General features: G+C 61.8%; 17 protein-coding genes and 1 pseudogene. 3 read left to right on the forward strand and 15 right to left on the reverse strand.

Features of this window, described 5'->3' with window-relative positions; translation table 11 throughout:
- Nucleotides 1–41: 41 nt before the first annotated feature.
- Nucleotides 42–395, forward strand: a complete 354-nt coding sequence (locus FJV77_RS23210) for a hypothetical protein (protein WP_142868932.1) — start codon at nt 42–44, stop codon at nt 393–395.
- Nucleotides 396–685: 290 nt separating this feature from the next.
- Here FJV77_RS23210 and FJV77_RS23215 read toward each other — a convergent pair whose 3' ends face one another.
- From FJV77_RS23215 to FJV77_RS23245, 7 genes are all read right to left on the reverse strand, one after another.
- Nucleotides 686–1,666: a 2-dehydropantoate 2-reductase gene (locus FJV77_RS23215; RefSeq protein ID WP_142868933.1), complete on the reverse strand. Its 981-nt coding sequence runs from the start codon at nt 1,664–1,666 to the stop codon at nt 686–688.
- A 2-nt stretch (nt 1,667–1,668) separates the two neighbouring features.
- The gene (locus FJV77_RS23220; RefSeq protein WP_142868934.1) at nt 1,669–3,195 is read right to left on the reverse strand and encodes an acyl--CoA ligase; all 1,527 of its coding nucleotides are present in this window, start codon (nt 3,193–3,195) and stop codon (nt 1,669–1,671) included.
- Nucleotides 3,196–3,272: 77 nt separating this feature from the next.
- Nucleotides 3,273–4,859 carry a gamma-glutamyltransferase gene (ggt, locus tag FJV77_RS23225; RefSeq protein WP_142868935.1) on the reverse strand — a complete coding sequence of 529 codons (1,587 nt, stop codon included), beginning with the start codon at nt 4,857–4,859 and terminating at the stop codon, nt 3,273–3,275.
- A gap of 130 nt (nt 4,860–4,989) precedes the next feature.
- Nucleotides 4,990–5,682: an ABC transporter permease gene (locus FJV77_RS23230; protein ID WP_142868936.1), complete on the reverse strand. Its 693-nt coding sequence runs from the start codon at nt 5,680–5,682 to the stop codon at nt 4,990–4,992.
- Nucleotides 5,679–6,392 (reverse strand): ABC transporter permease subunit, encoded by a 714-nt coding sequence (locus FJV77_RS23235; protein WP_142868937.1) that lies wholly within the window; start codon nt 6,390–6,392, stop codon nt 5,679–5,681. The genes FJV77_RS23230 and FJV77_RS23235 overlap by 4 nt, the downstream gene beginning before the upstream one ends.
- Before the next feature lie 74 nt (nt 6,393–6,466).
- Entirely contained in the window at nt 6,467–7,318 is an 852-nt protein-coding gene (locus tag FJV77_RS23240; protein ID WP_142868938.1) for a transporter substrate-binding domain-containing protein, read from the reverse strand.
- A gap of 86 nt (nt 7,319–7,404) precedes the next feature.
- On the reverse strand, nt 7,405–8,046 hold the full coding sequence (locus tag FJV77_RS23245) for a GntR family transcriptional regulator (protein ID WP_246691358.1): 642 nt from the start codon (nt 8,044–8,046) through the stop codon (nt 7,405–7,407).
- Between the two features lie 192 nt (nt 8,047–8,238).
- On the opposite strand from FJV77_RS23245, the gene FJV77_RS23250 reads away from it, so the two are divergent.
- Nucleotides 8,239–8,598, forward strand: coding sequence for an FCD domain-containing protein (locus FJV77_RS23250; protein WP_246691359.1), 360 nt, complete (start codon nt 8,239–8,241; stop codon nt 8,596–8,598).
- Between the two features lie 74 nt (nt 8,599–8,672).
- On the opposite strand, the gene FJV77_RS23255 is transcribed toward FJV77_RS23250, so the two are convergent.
- Both FJV77_RS23255 and FJV77_RS23260 read right to left on the reverse strand, forming a co-directional pair.
- The gene (locus FJV77_RS23255) at nt 8,673–9,272 is read right to left on the reverse strand and encodes an NADPH-dependent F420 reductase (protein WP_142868940.1); all 600 of its coding nucleotides are present in this window, start codon (nt 9,270–9,272) and stop codon (nt 8,673–8,675) included.
- 41 nt (nt 9,273–9,313) lie between these two features.
- Nucleotides 9,314–9,895, reverse strand: coding sequence for an SDR family oxidoreductase (locus FJV77_RS23260; RefSeq protein WP_142868941.1), 582 nt, complete (start codon nt 9,893–9,895; stop codon nt 9,314–9,316).
- A 278-nt stretch (nt 9,896–10,173) separates the two neighbouring features.
- Here FJV77_RS23260 and FJV77_RS23265 point away from each other — a divergent pair.
- Nucleotides 10,174–11,064 (forward strand): annotated as a pseudogene (locus FJV77_RS23265) (LysR family transcriptional regulator).
- A gap of 47 nt (nt 11,065–11,111) precedes the next feature.
- Here FJV77_RS23265 and FJV77_RS23270 read toward each other — a convergent pair.
- The 6 genes from FJV77_RS23270 to FJV77_RS23295 form a co-directional block, all read right to left on the reverse strand.
- Complete coding sequence (locus FJV77_RS23270) at nt 11,112–11,864, reverse strand: GGDEF domain-containing protein (RefSeq protein WP_142868942.1); 753 nt, start codon at nt 11,862–11,864, stop codon at nt 11,112–11,114.
- Nucleotides 11,865–12,029: 165 nt separating this feature from the next.
- Nucleotides 12,030–12,707 (reverse strand): thermonuclease family protein, encoded by a 678-nt coding sequence (locus tag FJV77_RS23275; RefSeq protein ID WP_246691363.1) that lies wholly within the window; start codon nt 12,705–12,707, stop codon nt 12,030–12,032.
- A gap of 59 nt (nt 12,708–12,766) precedes the next feature.
- The gene (locus tag FJV77_RS23280) at nt 12,767–13,966 is read right to left on the reverse strand and encodes an ABC transporter substrate-binding protein (protein WP_142868944.1); all 1,200 of its coding nucleotides are present in this window, start codon (nt 13,964–13,966) and stop codon (nt 12,767–12,769) included.
- A gap of 199 nt (nt 13,967–14,165) precedes the next feature.
- Nucleotides 14,166–14,870, reverse strand: a complete 705-nt coding sequence (locus tag FJV77_RS23285) for a transglycosylase SLT domain-containing protein (RefSeq protein WP_246691360.1) — start codon at nt 14,868–14,870, stop codon at nt 14,166–14,168.
- 81 nt (nt 14,871–14,951) lie between these two features.
- Entirely contained in the window at nt 14,952–15,320 is a 369-nt protein-coding gene (locus FJV77_RS23290) for a hypothetical protein (protein WP_142868946.1), read from the reverse strand.
- Nucleotides 15,321–15,392: 72 nt separating this feature from the next.
- Nucleotides 15,393–18,172, reverse strand: a 2,780-nt coding sequence (locus FJV77_RS23295) for a type I secretion C-terminal target domain-containing protein (protein WP_142868947.1), incomplete at its 5' end; no start/stop codon positions are given.

Consider the following 18,172-nt stretch of genomic DNA (forward strand, 5'->3'; position numbering starts at 1 on the left):
TATGATGTGCCGGGAATTATTAGACAGAAAGGAGATGACCCATGCCCGAGGTCACCCGCCGCACACTGCTTGCCTTCGCCGCCGTCGCGTCAGTTGTTGAACCATCACTAGCTCGAAGTGACGCTAACGCGACGGAATTGCGGGCGCGGATCGCAGCCCATGAGGAAGCCTATGCCGCACTCCTTCAGATTGTTCATCAATCGGGAAGTACTTGGCAGGACCGTAAGACTGCGGATCGAGTTGAACAGCAAGCATTGCTGGCCATCTGCTGCCATCCCACGACCGGCTCAAGCGAGCGCCGAGCCAAGGCCGAGTACCTGTTGAAAGTTGAGGCGCGTGGCGAACTCGACCTGGAAGAGCATATGCAGGCTCTCTTGCACTCCATGCAGAGTTGACTGGTGAGGACGCCAAAGGCCCATAGCTCCTTTGGTTGCCCAGGATGTGCAATTGCCTGGCCTCTTCAAGGAGCTTGAGATGCCAGGCGCACCTCCTCAATGGCAAGGGGTCCGGGACGCGATCGCCGTTGGCCCGATCCCGCCCCAGGGGCAGGCCGTCTCTTCAGGCCTAAAGCGCGTCGCGCTGAAACGGATTCAAGCGACGCGCTTTAAGTCTTTGTTTTGATGCATGTCGTTGTCCCAGAACCGCAGCACACTTCTGGGCGACATGCATTAGGCACCGCGCCCTCTCACCCGTAACACCCGCGCTCCACCGCCAGCCGCCGCAGCAACGCCAGCACGGCATCTATCGCCGGTGTCGGCTTGTCCGTTAGCCGGCCAAGTTCCTGGACTGCCGTCACCAGCGCATCGATCTCCATCGACCGGCCGCGCTCGAGATCCTGCAGCATCGAGGTCTTGTGCTCGCCGACATCGCCGGCGCCCTTGATGCGGCGGTCGACCCCGATCGGAAAGCGTACGCCGAGGCTTTCGCCGATCGCCTGCGCCTCCAGCATCATGGTGCGGGCAAGCATGCGGGTGCTCTCGTCGGCAACGATCGCGGCCAGCGTGCTGCCGGTCAGCGCCGAGATCGGGTTGAAGGAGAGGTTGCCCCACAGCTTCACCCAGATCTCGCTGCGGATGTCGTCGCGCACCGGTACCTGCAAGCCGGCCTTGACCATTTCCTCGGCCAGAAGCGTGACCCGTTCGCTGCGCTCGCCAGAGGGTTCGCCGAGCGAGAAACGCTTGCCGTCGACATGGTGGATGAGGCCCGGCGCATCGACTTCGACCGCAGGATAGACGACCGAGCCGATGACGCGCTGTGGCCCGATCCGCTGCCAGATGACGCCGCCCCGATCGACCGCGTTCAGCCGGGTGCCTTCGAGCGGCCCGCCGACGCCGTGGAAATACCACCACGGCACGCCGTTCTGCATGGTGACGACGGCGGTGTGGTCGCCCAGCAGCGGTGCGATCTGGTCAAGGGCCAGGGTGAGAGAATGGGCCTTCAGCGCCAGCACGACATAATCCTGCACGCCAAGCACGTCGGCCGTGGCCGCGGCCCGGACGGGGACCGACATGTCCTGGCCATCCTCGATCAGGCGCAGGCCGTTTGCCTTGATCGCTTCCAGATGCGCGCCGCGCGCGACGATCGAAAGATCGGTCCGCCCGGCCATGGCAAGCTTGGCCGCGAGATAGCCGCCGATCGCACCGGCGCCGAAGACGGTGACCTTCATCGTCAAAGTCCGAGTTTGGCGGCAAGGCCGATACGCTGCAATTTGCCCGTCGCGCCCTTGGGGATCTCGTCCAGGATCAGGATCTTGCGCGGCACCTTGAAGTCGGCAAGCCGCGTTGCGGCATAGCTGCGAATGTCGCCCTCGGTGGCACTGATACCTTCGCGCAGCACCACTGCCGCCGCCACCTCCTCGCCAAGCTTGTCATGCGGCATGGCGAAAGTGACGACCTGCGCCACCGCCGGATAATCCATCAGCACGTCGTCGACCTCGAGCGGCGAGATCTTTTCGCCGCCGCGGTTGATGATCTCCTTGAGCCGCCCGGTGACGCGCAGATAGAAGTCCTCGTCGAGCACGCCCTGATCGCCGGTATGGAACCAACCATGCGCGAAGGCCGTGGCGTTGGCATCCGGGTTCTTTTCGTAGCCTGCCGTCACATTGGGCCCGCGAATGACGATCTCGCCGGTTTCGCCGGGTTCGAGCAGCCTCCCGTCGGGCGCCATGACAGCCACTTCCGGACCGGCCGAGGCACCGACGCTGCCCGGTTTGCGCTGGCCCGGCGGCAGTCGGTTCGAGGCCATCTGATGCGCCGCCTCGGTCATCCCATAGGATTCGATCACCGGGCAGCCGAAGGTCGCCTCCAGTTCGGCCATCACCTGCGCCGGCAGTGACGCCGAGGACGAGCGGATGAAGCGTAGACGCGCTGCCGACAGCGCCTCGGTGTTGCGCGGCGCCCTGGGCAGGATCGCCTGATGCATGGTCGGCACGGCGGTGTACCAGCTTGGTTGTGCCTCGCTCAGCCACTGGAAGAAGCGCAGCGCGTTGAAGCCGGGCGTGCAATAGATGCTGCCGCCTGTTGCCAGCGACGACAGAACGGCCGCGATCAGGCCGTGGATGTGGAACAGCGGCATGATGTTGAGGCAGCGGTCATTGGCTGTCAGGCCTAGCGTCGCGCCGATATGGGCGGCCGAGGCCGCGATGTTGGCATGGCTGAGCGGCACCAGTTTTGGACGCGATGTCGTGCCGGAGGTATGCAGCAAAAGTGCGATGTCGCCGTCTTGCGTCTTATCGGGAGCGGCCTGCGGTCCGATCGCCGCGCCCTCGATCATAAAACTTCCGGCCGGTGCGTCAGGCTGCGCGACCAGCCGGAGCACGCCAATACCAAGGCGTTCGGCCACCGTCACCGCAGGGCCGGTGTCGCCTTCCGCAACGAGGATCGCCTTGGCGCCGATGTCGGTCAGGTAGAAATCAAGCTCATCAGCCCGGTAGGCTGGATTGAGCGGCGCTGTCGAGGCAGTGGCCGCCACGGCGACAAAAGCGGTGGCCATCTCCGGCCCGTTCGGCAGCACGATCGCCACCCTGTCGCCCCGGCCGATGCCGCGCTCATGCAGCTGTTTTGCCGTGGCGGCGATCAGACCGCGCAATCCGCCATGGCTGAGCGTCGCCCTGTCGGGTGCCAGGATCGCTGGAGCGTCATCAGCGCCGGCGGCGAGACGGCGGGAGAGCCCAAGGGAGTTTTCGCTACTGGCCATGATCACCGACTATCCTTCCAACCTGTCGAAATCCAGCCGCGACACGCCATTGTGATGTCATGGCAAAACCGACCTTATCAATATCCGAGCGCCATCCCGTCCTTGCGCGGATCGGAGGCGCCTGTCAGCGTTCCCTTTTCCCAGTCGATCAGCACCACTTGCCCGCCGCCAAGAGGATGATGCGGCTCGACTATGCGATGGCCACGCTTGCGCAGCCCTTCGATCGCCTCGGCGGGAACGCCGCGTTCGGCCTCCACAGTATCATCATTGTAGAACACCCGCGGCGCATCCAGCGCCTGCTGTGGATCCATTCCGAAATCGATCATGTTGGTGATCAGGTGGACATGACCGAACGGCTGGTAGCCGCCACCCATGACGCCGAACGGCATCACCACGCGGCCGTTCCTCGTCGCCATGCCGGGCATGATCGTGTGCATCGGCCGCTTGCCGGGCGCGATCGCGTTTGGGTGGGCCGGGTCGAGGCGGAAGCTCGAGCCACGATTCTGCAGCACGATACCGGTCTTCGGGCCAACAACGCCACTGCCGAAGGAATAATAGGTCGAGTTGATGAAGGAGACTGCGTTGCGGTCGCGGTCGACGATCGAGATGTAGACCGTGTCGCTGCCGGGCAGTTCCAGGCGCGGCAGATGCGTCATGGCGCGGTCGCGGTGGATCTCGGCGCGCAGCCGGTCGGCATAGGCGCCGGACAGAAGCTGCTGGACAGGCACCGGGACATGGTCCTGGTCACCGACATAGCGGTCGCGGTCCTGGTAGGCCAGCCGCCCGGCCTCGATCTCCAGATGCAGGCGCTCGGCGCCATTGGGGTCCAGGCCGCCGAGCTTGAAGCCGGACAGCACGTTCAGCATCAAAAGCGCCGTCAGCCCCTGATTGTTCGGCGGCATCTGGTGGATGTCGTAGCCGCCATAGGCGGTGCTGACCGGCGCCACATAGTCGCCTTTGGTCGCGGCGAAATCCTCTTGGCTATGCAGCCCGCCCAATTCCCTGAGCCGGCGCACCATGTCGTCGGCGACAGCGCCTTCGTAGAAGCCGGCGCGGCCCTGTTTGGCGATCACCCGCAAGGTGGCGGCGAGTTCCGGTTGGCGGTGGACGTCTCCGGCCTTCGGCGCCTGGCCGCCCGGCAGGAAGATGCGTGCGGCATGTTCGTCGGCGGACAGGTCGGTTTCCGGCTCGGCCCAGTCGAAAGCGACGCGGTCATGCACGACATAGCCGTTCTCGGCATAATGGATGGCCGGCGCCAGCACCTCGGCCAGGCTCTTGCGGCCATGGTCTTCCAGCAGCCGGCTCCAGGCATCGACGGCGCCAGGCACCGTCACCGCATGCGGCCCCTGTTTGGGAAGCTCGCTAAAACCCTTGTCCAGATACCAGTCGACGGTGGCCTTCGCAGGCGCGCGGCCCGAACCGTTGAAGGCCAGCACCTTGCCCTGTCCTCCGGGGGAATAGAGGACAAAACAATCGCCGCCGATGCCGGTCGATTGCGGCTCGACCACGCCCTGCACGGCGGCGGCGCAGACGGCGGCGTCCATGGCATTGCCGCCGGCGCGCAGCATGTCGATGGCGGCAAGGGTCGCAAGCGGATGCGAGGTCGCGGCAAGCGCTTCTGTGGCACGAACCGGCGAGCGGCCGGGAAACTGGAAATCACGCATTCTGTCTGGATATCCCTTGGTCTGATGGATGTGACGTTGCCGCCATGGCGTAACACGACACGACAACGGATCGCTTCGGCTTCTCGACACTGCGCATTTTGCCAATTCTCCTCGTTACGCCAGACGCGTATCAGGCTCGGACCCGATAAGGCGTTAGCCAGGTTTCCAGCGCGTTCAGTGCCGAGATGATCGTGAAATTGATGGTGAGATAGATCGCGCCCGCGGCCACGAAAACCTCTACGGCGCGATAGGTCTGCGAAATAAGCCCCTGGGCGATGCCCGTCACTTCCATCAGGGTGACGATCGATGCAAGCGACGTACCCTTTACCATGAGGATGATCTCGTTGCTGTAGCTCGGTATGGCTTGGCGCAGCGCCAAAGGCAGAACGACGAGGCGCAGGGTCTGGAGCCGTGTCATGCCGAAGGCAGAGGCTGCCTCGACAAGCTCGCGCGGCACACCCTGTATCGCACCCCGCAGGATTTCGCTGCCATAGGCCGCGGTATTGAGACTGAGCGCGATGATGGCGCACCAATAGGGCTCACGAAACAGCCACCAGAGCCCAACTGCCTGAAGTGTGGGGCGGAACTGGCCGAGGCCGTAATAGATGAGGAATATCTGGACGAGCAATGGCGTGCCGCGAAAGACGGCAACGAAGGAGCGTATGGGCCAGACCAGCATCCGATGGTTTCCCTGCTGCGCCAGTGCGAGCAATAGGGCCAAGGCAAAGCCTATTCCGATCGACAACCCCGCAAGTTGCAAGGTTAACGGCAAGCCGGAGAGAAGGGTGGGAATGATCTCTACAAAGAAGGCGAAGTCGATCATGCGTGGACCATGCCTCGCCACGCCCGTGCCTCGCCGTAGCGGAAGACCGATCCGGTCACGGTAGCGATGAGGAAATACAGCGTCGCGGCTGCTATATAGAAGACGAAGGGCTCTCGCATCGATCCCGCACCGATCTGAGATTGCCGCATCAATTCCACCAAGCCGATCACGGAGATCAAGGCCGAATCCTTGAGCACAAGCTGCCAGACATTTCCGAGGCCCGGCAGGGCGTGCCGCATCAGTTGAGGCACGATGACGAGACGCAGCAATTGGAACCGGGACAGGCCGAGCGCCTTGCTAGCCTCAAACTGGCCGAGATCGACGGCGAGATATGCTCCGCGATAGACCTCGGCTTGATAGGCGCCCGAAATGATGCCGATCGCCAGGACGCCAGTCGCAAATGTCGGCAGCCCGACGAAGCCTGCGCTGCCGAAGAATTTACCGATCTCAGTCAATGCTATGCTGCCGCCGTAGTAAAGCAGGTAGATCGTCAACAGATCGGGCACACCCCTGAAAACCGTGCCATAGCCCTTGGCGACCCATGACGGTAAAGCTCTCGTGGAGAGCCGACCTCCTGCTGCAACCGCGCCGAAGAGAGCGCCGAGCAGGAAGCCGAGGACTGACAGCGCAAATGTCACGCCAGCTGCCAGCAGCAGGGCTCCGCCCCAGCCGCCCTTGCCCACGGAAAGGATATGGAGTGCGTCCGTCATGTGAAACCTGATCGTTCAGCGCGGCACCCGGCCGATCGGTTGATACCAATCGGCCGGACAGAATACACGCGTGGCTACTTGACCGGCGTCACGTCCGTTTTCACCCATTTTTCCGAGATGCGTTTAATGGTCCCGTCGGCAATGGCGGCGCTGATCGCGTCATTCAGCATTTCCTTGAGCTTGGCGTCTTCCTTCCTGAGTCCCGCACCCGTACCGGCGCCGAACAAGCCGCCGACAAAGCCCGGACCTGCAACCGTGAAGCCCGAGAATTCGGGTTTTGCGAGCGTCGCGGCGAGCGCTGTCTTCTGAGCGAATATTGCATCGATGCGGCCCGCGGCCAGATCGAGATCGTGCTGCTCGGTCGTCTTGTACTCGCGAATCTCCACCGTGTCGCCGAAGTATTTCTTGAGGAATTCGAGCATGGCCGTGGCCGCCTGGACACCGACCACCTTACCCTTCAGCAGGGGCTTTAACTTGTCGACCGCAGCCTTGGAAGCAGCCTCATCGTCCAGTTTGAATTTCTCGGTCGAAGCGCCGAGCTTCCCCAGATCGCTATCCTTGGCGGCTGCGAACCCGCCCGGGTCGATCGCATAAGGCTGGGTGAAGTCGATGGTCTCGAGGCGTTTCGGCGTGATGAACATGCTGGCCATGATCACATCGAACTTGCCGACCTTCAGCGAAGGAATAAGTCCGTCCCAGTCCTGAGCGATGATGGTGCATTTGACCTTCATCCGCTCGCAAAGATTGTTGGCGAGTTCGATCTCCAGTCCGTCGAGCTTGCCGTCTGCGTTGGTGAAGTTCCACGGAGCGTAGGCGCCCTCCGTGGCGATGGTTATGGCCTTGGGCGCGTCCTCAGCCAATGCGGTGTGCATGAAGCCGAGCATGCTGAGTGCGGCCGCAACTGCGGCCAAACGACAAACTTTCATGTGGTTCCCCTTTTTTGATAGATCGATCTGTTCCTACGTCCGGCCGCATTGCCGGTTCGAGGGCATTCTTGTCCGGCCGGCGTTCGTCACCGGCTCGGACTCACGAACTCAGCCAGCATCGGTGCTGTGCTGAGAATATGATCCTGCATCACCTTTTCCGCGTGAAGTTCGTCGCCTGAACGCAAGGCCGCGATCACGGCGGCATGCTCCTCGCGCGCAGAATGCGGCTTGTCACAGTCGTCGAACCAGATGCGCATGTAGGGCTCTATCACCACATGCAGCGCCGATATCTGGTGGATAAGCTTGGGCCTCCGGCTTAGCGCACAGATACGGCCATGGAATTCCTGGTGGCGGACCACCCAGTCGCTGCTGCCGCTCTGGCCTGCGCGCTCCATGCGCTCGAGCAGGCGCTCGAGTTCCTCGAACTCCTCCTCATCGATCCGGGGCATCGCCAGCCTTACGGCCAGTCCCTCCAGAACCGAGCGAATTTCGAAAATCTCGTAGAGCTCATCGACCGTCAGGCCTGCCACCACGCATCCACGATTGGGCCGCAGAACCACCAGCCCGTCGGAGGCCAGGCGCCGAAAGGCTTCCCGCACCGGCATACGACTCATGCCAATCTCGGCGGCAATCTCCTCCGGAATAAGCCTGTCGCCCGGTTTGTAGCGACCGAAGCGAAGGGCTCTCTGAACGTGCCTGTACGCCTCTTCCTCAGCAGTGGCGGACATCTGTGGCTCTGCCGGAAAGGCTGCAGGCATGGGGCACCTAAAATATTTTTGTATCCACGTATTATCAAATCCACATTTTATTTCATCGTCAATACCCCGGTGACGACGTTCTGAAGCCGATATCGGTGCAGTACACCACCGGCACGATCTATTTCGGGCCGGGCGAGTCTTTGGGATGGTGCCGCCCTGGGCGTGGAAAATCAGACCGGCTACATTCCGGATCGCACCGCCGGGGAAAAATTCCAGGAGCTCGAGGTCGGCATCGACCTGCATCGCGTGATTGCCGAGATCAGCGGCAACGTTATGCTGCACGGCATGCTGTGCGGCATCCTCGACAAATGTCAGCACTATGTCTGGACGGAACTGCTCTGGCTGGACGAATGGAAGATCGCACGCGACGAGCATGCCGAAATCGTCGACGCCATCTGCGCCGGCGACGCTAAGCGCGCCGGCACGCTGGCGCGCGCCCATGTGCGGGGATCGCGCGACAACGTGCTGCGCCTGCTGCAGGCGAAGTCAGACTATCGGAATTTCCTGGCCAGGGCGTCGTGAGCGGGACCGCAGCGCAGCCATGGATATTGCCCTTTGGCACACCATTGAGAAGGCCTCGTACGGTCGCAGATCGATTACTGCTCCTTCTTGAACAAATCCTGGAAGATGAGCTGGCCCCAAGTGCGGCCGCGTGCGTGCACCAGCGCGCCACCCTCGTTGAGCTTTCCCAGCTTGATGGGTGCGAACCCGAGTTGTTTGGCCAAATCCGCCACGGGAGCGGTCGCGTCCTCGTCGTCGCTCGACAGGAAGACCACCCGGTGGCCGCCCTCGACGACCGGATCGGCAGCCAGGGTGGCTGCAATCAAGTGATTGAAGCCTTTCACGAACTTGGCGCCGGTGAACGACTTCGCAACGAAGGCTGAGGAGGGGAGGCCGTCCAGCTCTTCGGGGACAGGAAACGCGTTCATCGCGTCGATGACCGTCTTGCCTTTCCAGCTCGGCAGGGCTTTCGCAACCTTGCGATGCTCCCCGAACGGGACCGCCAGGATGATTGTGTCGGCCTCGAGCGCATCCCGCAGCGACTTGGCCACGACCGTGGGCCCAATCGCCCGAGCCTGCGGCGCCAAAGCCTCGGGCGGTCGGCGGCTCGCGACGGTCACATCGATGTTTTTGCGGGCGAAGGCGTGGGCGAGGGCCTGGCCTATCTTACCGAATCCTACAATCGCATAGCTCATGATACTTCTCCGATCCGTGTTGATGTTGATTCCCCGACCTTTCAGATGGCCGAGAAGCCGCCGTCGACGGACAACTCCAGCCCGTTCACGAAGCTCGAATCGTCAGACTTCCTGCCCTTCAGCTCATTGAGCCACCCGCGCGCGAACGCGTGCAACGCCGCCTTGCTCGCCGCATACATGCTGTAGCCGGGGAAACCTTTCAGCGAAGCAACTGATCCGGTCATGAAGATCGATCCGCCATCGTTGAACAGCGGCAACGCCTTTTGCACCGTGAACAGCGTGCCGCGCGTATTCAGGCCGAAGGTCGCATCGAAATGCTGCTCGGTAATCTCGCCCAGCGGGACGGCTTCGCCCGTGCCGGCGCTCGCGTACAGGACGTCGATCTTGCCCTTCTCCCGCTTGACTGTGTCGAACAGACGGTCGAGGTCGTCGAGATTGGCCACGTCGCCGCGCACGCCGGTCACGTTCCGGCCAATCAGTCTGACGGCCTCGTCGAGCGCCTCCTGTCTCCGGCCCGTGATGAAAACATAGGCGCCTTCTTCAACGAACCGCTTGGCGCTCGCCAGCGCCATGCCGCTCGATCCACCCGTGATGACTGCAACCTTACCGTCTAGCTTTCCCATGACTTTTCCTTTTGTGGTGTCGGGATGGCATCTGCCTTCGAGAACCTCGAAATGGGTCCGCCGGCTTCAGTTGTTGAGTGCGGAAACGCGCACATCGGTGGTGCAAAATCGAACCAGTAGGACGATTGACGCCAGCCGCGAAGATCGGTGTCCGCCATTCAGGATAGGCCGTGCTTGTCGGCATGGGGTATGACAACCACCCCGGGCCACCCACATACACTGTTCGATGTGTTGGACACGGGCTTTGGAAGGCGCATCTTGCGGTGCGGGATTGCACCATGATCGACTGGGATGACGTTCGCTATTTTCTTGCCGTCGCACGCGGAGGCTCGGTGCGGGCTGCCGCCGCGCATCTCGGGGTGAATCATTCAACCGTGCTGCGACGCATCGCCCAGCTCGAGGAACGCCTCGGGGCGCAGATGTTCGAAAAGCTGCCCTCGGGCTACCGCCTGACGGCTGCGGGCGAGGAAGTCCTCGAGCTCGCGAACCAGATGGAAGCGTCATCGCACCAGCTGGAGACGCGCGTCTTCGGTCGCGACCAGAGCGTGCGCGGGCTTCTGCGGGTGACGTTGGCGCCGCCCCTCGCGGCACACCTGCTCATGCCGGACTTCGCCGATTTCGCGCGTCTCCATCCGGACATCGAGATGGAAATCCTGTCGTCCGGCGAGCTAGCAAATTTGACCAACCGAGAGGCCGACGTCGCGATTCGCGTCGTCTACGACCGTAAAACCCTGCCGCTCAATCTTCACGGCCTGAAGGGACCGGAGCTGTTCGGAGGCGTCTACATGTCCCGGGATCGACCAACAGCGCGGAGTGCGGGCGCGCCTGATCCCATCCGATGGATTGTCATAAGCAGTCACGGAATCCCGGATTGGGCCCGCGAGGTTCGCACCACGGGGGTTCCGTTCAGGACCACGGACGGCGAGGCGCAGATCGCTGCTGTACGGCAAGGGGTCGGGATGACGACACTGCCGTGCTTCGTCGGAGATGCCGACCCCTTGCTGGTCAGGGTGCCGGGTACCGACCTGCACATGTACGGAACGGTTTGGCTTCTCACACAGGGCGAGACACGTAAGACGTAGCGCGTGCGGCTCTTCACCGAGTTCGTATCCCGCAGGCTCGCCGCGTACGCACCGCTTCTCACGGGACTGTCCGTATCGCGCGACTGACGCGCGGCAGTCGCCGGCGGACGCGGCATACAGGCGGCGTTTCAGAGTTAGTGGCGCAGGTGCGACAATTGAAATCCAGGCTTGTGCTCGACACCGGATAACAGCGATTCCGCCGATCGGAACATCTCTTCGAATTCCAGTTCGTTTTCAAACACCACGCCGCCGACGCTGATGGTCAGGGTATCCTCGGTTCCTTTCGGCGCGAAATAGGCTTGCGCCACGCGCGCCCGGATACGCTCGCCAATTTCCTTGGCGTCATCTTCCGTCGCACCGGGCAGAAAGACCCCGAACATGGAGGTTCCGATGCGGCCCACCAGATCTTCCTTGCGCACCGATGACTGGATGGTCGACGCTATGAGCCGCAAGGCCTCGTCACCCCAGCCCAGCCCGAAGCGCAGGTTGATGGACCTGATGTGTTCGGGATGAATGACCAGGAAGGCGCCGGATCTTGGACCGGACGAATCCTGCCGGGGTGTTCTCCTGTCGACCATCGACGTGAAGACGGTTCGGTTGAGGCAGCCTGTCAGGCTGTCAAAGGTTGCCGATTTGTTGAGTTCTCTTCGATAATGGCCGAGTTCGGCGCGCTGCAGGCCAATGAACACGAGAAGCGGGCCACCGATGATGACCGGCAACAGGATCGCCGTGACCATGCTGCGGCCGAACGGCGTCAATGCTTCCGAGAACAGAAGCAGATAGTTGAGGCCAACTGAAAGCAGCAAAATTCCCGCCGATCCCAAGGCGGTCAGCCATGCGACGTCTTTCCATTGCTGGGGCGATCTATTCGCCATCGGTGTCATCATTAGTCAATCTCCCGCCTGATCGACTATCATCATAGGCCATGGTGCTGCACATTCAGTTTCGAGGAATCATACAATTTGAGTAATGGCGCAATCGCCTACCATCGGCCGAAACCTGGCCTTCAATGCTAGGCTGCGCTGGCAACCGTAGCGACACCGAATTGTCGGCTATTGTGGCGGGCCGAATATGCCCATCTCGGCACCCTTGGCGACTTCCTCCGCCTTGCCGTAGATGCCACTTGCCAAGGCCGTCGCCCAGCCGTTGGAAACAAGCCAGGCACCGACATCCTGTTTGCCCAAATTGCACGGTGCGGCAATGGCGAAACGATCGATCTCCGGCGGCACGACGCATTTAAGCGCCCGACCGCGCAGCCAGGAATTGAAAGCCGCCCGAGCACGGTGGCCGCAAGGCCAGGCGACGTCGCGAAACGAACAAGCCTTGTCCAGGTCGATGCCCCGGACCCCGCTGATGGCTACCGTGCGTCCCATGGATTCGAAGGTCGCCGACGAGGTGACAACCGGTTGATACAGCAGGACCACTGGCCAATCCTTTGGCATCCGCATCCCTGCAGGTGCTGCCAGGCCAAGTTCGCCGAGCGGCGGGCGCGGCTCTACCCGTTCGATTTGCGCCGGATCAAGCTGCGGAGGCGCGATAAGGTCCTGAGCAATCTTGCGTGCCCGTCCTCGCCATGGCGTATTGGCGAAAGTCGCAGCCGGTCGCGTTGGCTGGCCATCGTCGATGGATTGACGTGGCGCTGGTACCGGTCGATCGATGGAAAGCAGATCGGCGGCTCGGACGATCAACAAGACCCCGGTCAGAAGCAGCAGGCTTCCGAGCAACACCACCAAGCGATTGCGCCTCAGCCAGCCCATCAGATCAAGCAGATCCCAAGGGGTCTCGCCCCTCAGTACCCCGACGTCGATTTGGCGACCAGTTTGAGCGCACCTTTTTGAACCTGATAAAAGGGCATGGATCGCTCACTGGAGCCATCCGCCCGGAACCGGAACAAGCCGGTCGATCCGCGAAATCCGCTCCGATTTTCGAGCACCTGCTTGTTGAAGCCGCCGGGCCCGACCGCACTTGCAATCCCCGCTGTCAGGGCAACCATATCATAGGCGTAGGCGACATTGGCGTCGGCTGGATAATTGTAGGTCGTCTTGAAGCGGTCGGCGATTGGCCCGGTTTCGCTAGGGTCGAGCGTGGCGATGTAGGATCCTTCAAACAGCGGTTCGATCGGATGTTCCAGCCAGCGGTTGGTTCCAACGACGGCGACTGCTTTTCCAGGGATGCCTTTCGATTTGAGCGCCGCAAGGATCTGCGACGGACTATCGTCGCCGCTGGCGACGACGATGGCATCGGGAGCATCGACCAGGGAGCCCATGTCGTTGACCGCTTTTGTGCCGCCGTCACCGGCCGAATACGGAATGGTGACGGCGAGCGTCGCGCCATAGATGCTGAGGCTGTTGGCGACCCGCTTTTCAACCGCGCTGGCATTCGCGCCGGCCGCGACGAGCAGCACGAACTTCTTGCTGCCTTTGGCCGCCAGGCCGGCCGCGCCCGCGGCCGCGCTGTCGGCCTCGCTGAGGCGCACCGCATAGACGCCCGGGCCACCGGCGAAATTGTCGGCCAGCGCCAGCACTGGCGGCCGCTGCGAGCCCGACAGCTTGGCTATATGCTGAGCGGCCGCAAGCTCGACCGGGCCGATGACGATCTTGGTTCCGGTGGTGATCGCTTTCACCGCCAATTCGCTGGCGTGCGCGCTGTCGCCCTTGGTGTCCTCGACCGTGACCGTGAGCAGTGCATTGCCAAGGTCGGCCATCGCCAGCTTGGTCGCATCGAGCATTTTTCTGCCGCTTTCGCCGACGTTACCTGGGGCCGACAAAGGCAGCAGCACCGTGACCTTCGTCGATCCGGTGCCGAGCGACTGCGTGGCTTGGGCCGGGCCGGCAGCGGCGCTGGCGGCCGGCGCTCCAGGTGCGGCGATCGCCGCCGGATCGAGCGCATCCGAGATGCTGCCTTTCGACTGGCAGCCCGATATTATGCCCGCGAGCGCAAAGACGATCGCCCCTGTCCACGAACTGTGGCCTTGCCGGCCAGCTTCCATGATGCCTCCCCCATATCCCGCCGGCTGTTTGTCCGGTCTCATCCCATTCATCTTAAGGCAGACTTGCCTCGCCGTCTTTGTAATTGCCGGACCGTGGTTTAGAGCAATTCCAGGAAAAGTGTGAAGCGGTCTTCCGTCGGAATTGCGTCAAAACAAGGAGGTAGAGCAGTTCGCCGTTTCCACGAAACGATGAACTGCTCTAGCCGTTGAAGAGTCTTGCCCGGAGCGCCTTGATCACCTTTGCTTGCCCGGCGCTTCGATAGTCCGCGCATTTCATGTATCGCGGCCCGGGCACGAACAGCCGGCGCACGCAAATCCGCTTCCCCGGGGCAGGGGCGCCGTCATCTCCTGCTGTCGGGAATGCGGAAAAGCCGAACGTCGCCACCGGTAGCGGCCCGGCAACAGAAACGCCTTCTCTCGCCAGGATCGCACGCGCACGCCGGCAGTAGCGGACCGAAAGTTCGGAGAACCGGGTTTCACCATGCCCGGCGCGATACTTCATGACGGTGGTGCAGAGATCGCCCGCGGCAAGACTGTTTGCCTGCGCCAGATATCTGACGCCGAGCGCGATGTTGGTCGCCGGCGCACCAAGCTCGTCGAGCGAACCGCGAAAGCCGAGCATTCGCGCCGTTCCCGGCATCACCTGCATCAAGCCAACTTCGCCGTCGGCGCCGTGCACGTCGGGATCGAAACCGCTTTCGATCTCCATCACTGCGTGCGCCAGCAACGGCTCCAGGCCGTAGAGCGATGCCTGGCATGTCGCGAATGCCTTGAATGTCTCGCGCGTCCATTCCGGGGCGGCGTCACAGCGGACTGGCCGCGTCAACGCGGACGGTCTCTCCAGGCTAGGTCGTTCCAGCCAGTTGGCGCGGGCTTGCGTGGCAAGCTGACCAAAACCGGTCAATGCGATCGCTCCTGCGATCGCCCTCGTCAATCGTCCGCCGACCATCGGGTCAGCCAAACTGCAGGGCCAGACCCCTTCCGGTCAGTTCATGTACTCGACCATGCGATCGTGGAAGCACTCGCACTTGTTGAGGGTGTCTTCGTCCTTGTAGTTCGTCTTGAGATAGCCATAGGCCATGCCGCAGGCGACCTTGGCTTCCGATGCCCAGACGAAGGCGGGGCGCGAAGAGTTGATCCATTCCGAGCTGTTGGCGACAGCCACCGACTCGTCCATCAGCTTCACCACCTCGGACTTGAGATCGACGATGTTGTCGTTCAGCACCAGGTTCGACGTGCCGACCGTGCGGCAATAGTCGGCCACCGGCCCTTCGATGATGTCGGCGGCGAAGCCCGTCGATCCAGCCAACAGCAGCGCCGCGGCCGAAGCCAGCAATCTTGCACAACGCTTCATTTAAGTCCCTCTCCAAACTGCGGTTTTATGTTTCGCTAATATGTAGCATGAGAGCACGGCCACGCATAAGTGCTAAATCGTGGCCGTGTGCTGTTGATGTTCTGTGTCGTCGTAGAGGATGTTGATCGTGCCGGCGGCAGGCGCATTCTGCAGAACGGCGACATCCACAAAGTTGGCTGCGTTGCCCGAGCCGCTGGTATCGACGCTCACAGTACTGGTCGCGCTGTCGTAGTGCACATAGTCGGCTATGTTGCCGGCCGGCGCCTTGTCGAACAACGCGCTCAAGTCGATCTTGTCCCCTTCACCGCCATGGTAGTCGGCGATCAGATCCTTGATGTCCAGATTGTCGATCTTGAACGTGTCGGCTCCCGAAGTGCCGGCGGAGGCGACGTCCGGCTGCGCCGGGGCGGCGAGCGAAGTGTCGAGCTCGACCTCAACGTAGTTGCCGGTCGTCCCGTCGGCCATTTGGAAGGTTCCATTGCCGGTCACGGCTTGCCCATCGATTTCGCCGACAGCGGAGGTCGTTGTAGTACTTATCGAAGTAATATCGTTATGAGCAAGATTAGACAATTCCCCGGCGTCGCTGATGCCGTTGGCGTTGGCGTCCTTCCAGATCAGTAGGCTGTCGAAGGCGGCGTCATTGTGGTCGATCAGGCCGTCATGGTTGCTGTCGAGCGACGCAAGTGCTGCCGCGCCACTGGCGAAACTGCCGCCGCCGAAGTTCGGCGTGAACAGTTCGGTGCCGTCGTCGATCTTGCCGTCATGGTTGAGATCCACCACCAGCATGCCGTCATGGGATGTGTTCCAGGAGACCTGGTCCTTCGTCCCGTCGCCATTGAGGTCGAACTGGACGCCGTGATTGACATCGGAGAAGGCAAAGCCGTCATGATTCAGGTCGAGGATGATGGGATCGATCGACCCTGTGATCAGGGTGTTCAGGTCCGCTATCGTGACCCCCTGGAGATCGACGAGGGTTCCCACGCCGGCACCTGCACCGGTTTGGGTGTAGACAAATGTATGGCTCACTGCCGCTATCGTTGCCGTGAAGGCGAGCGTCGCCCCCGCGTTTCCGATATCCGTTATCGTCAGATACTGGACAACCGCAGCCAGGCTTGCGGTGGATGTGACCGCCAGTGGCTGGGTAAAGGAGTCGGTCCCGAAGAAGCTGGCAATACCGTTCGTGAGCGAATGGGACTGAACCGTGTCCCCGCCGATCGTCAAGGTGGAGTCCCCGCCATTGACGTTGCCTGCGGTTGCAGCCACCAGTGTCCCAGGCAGGCTCAGCTTGTCGGTCCCTGCGACGAAGTCGGTGATGATGTCGTAGCCTGAGATCGTGCCGGCGTTGCCCGACCCGCCTATGACGGGCGTCGAATCGCCGGCCCCGATCACGAAGGTGTCGGCGCCGATGCCGCCGGTCATCGTGTCCGCGCCCGCTCCGCCGGTGAGTGTATCGTTTCCGGCAAATCCTTGTAGGATATCGTTGCCCCCACTGCCGTTCAGCGTGTCGCCATTGGCCGTACCCTGCATACTTTCGGCATCTGCCGTGCCGGCATAGGTAACACCATTGACAACGTGAACGTCCAGTTGCTGTGCCGTTGACGTATCGCCGTCCGCGTCTTTCACGGTAACGTTGAAAGTCAGATCGGCATTTTGGGCCGTCGTCGTGGTGCTGACCAGACCGATATCGGAGACCTTGAACCCGAGATCATTGGTATCTGAACTCAGGTTTTGGGTCGTGGTGCTCGCGCCGCCGGCACCAATGGCACCGTTGAGATTGATGGCTGTGCCGGTGATGCCTTCATCGGTAGGAGTGATCTGTGCACCAACCAGCACATAGTTCTGGCCAGCAGCGTTGTAGTCATTCGATTCGATGATCAATAGGCCGTCATTGTTGTCGAGCGTTACGCCCGAGTAGATACCCGGACCAGTGCCCGGGCCTTTGAAGATGTCGCCGTTCTCCACAAACACTGCCTTGGTCGTATAGGTACCGGCAACCGTATCGTAGAGTTTCAGGATGACGATGAAGTCTTCGCTGCTCCCGATGCCATCGAACTTCAGGAACATCGAACTCACCTGGGCGTCAGGCGTCAAAGCCGTAAACCCAGTCGGGTTCGTGGTGAAGAAGTCCATGTCAATGACTTCTCCCTTGCCCATTGTATCGCCGGCAACGCCGTTTGCCGTGCCCGAGATGGACACGTACGACGAACTCTGAGTGATCAATTCTCCGTTCACATAAGTAAGCGGATTGCCGTCAATCGAACCCGATTGCAGGTTGTCGGCGCCAGTGCCAGCGCCCGGTTCCGAATAGCCGGTAAACTGGATGAACAGGTTTGCATTGACCTGAGCTACCGCCACATCCGGCTGGCTGTTGTCAATCGTCGAGGACCCCGGCTGATAGCCGACGATAGAAGACGAATTGCTCACGGTGCTGATCGTTACCGCAGAAATCGGGTCGACCAGATCCACGGTGTAGGTTCCCGCCACCTTGTCGAAAGTAATGGTGCCCGTTTCCTGGGTGGACACCCCACCGGTGAGATAGCTGAAGCTGACGTTGAAAACAGCCTCTGTTGACGTCTCAGAAGCCCAGGCTACGGTCGGCGCCGTGATCGCGTTTCCGGCTACAGTACCGGCCAATGTGATGGCGGCAAAGTCAGAATTGACGGCGCTATACGTCGTATGTCCGTCAGCACCGATGGAGTAGTCGAACACACCGGTTCCACTGACGGTTCCGCTGTTGGCGAAATAGAGATCTGTCTTGTCGAGAACTGAAGGGCTGTCGTCGTCGAAGGTGACGGTCAGCGTGCCTGGTGCCGTCGAGCCGTCGGCGTCGGTGATCACATAGCCGAGATTGA

Origin of the sequence: Mesorhizobium sp. WSM4306 (genome assembly GCF_007003975.1) — a bacterium.
Lineage (GTDB): Bacteria > Pseudomonadota > Alphaproteobacteria > Rhizobiales > Rhizobiaceae > Mesorhizobium.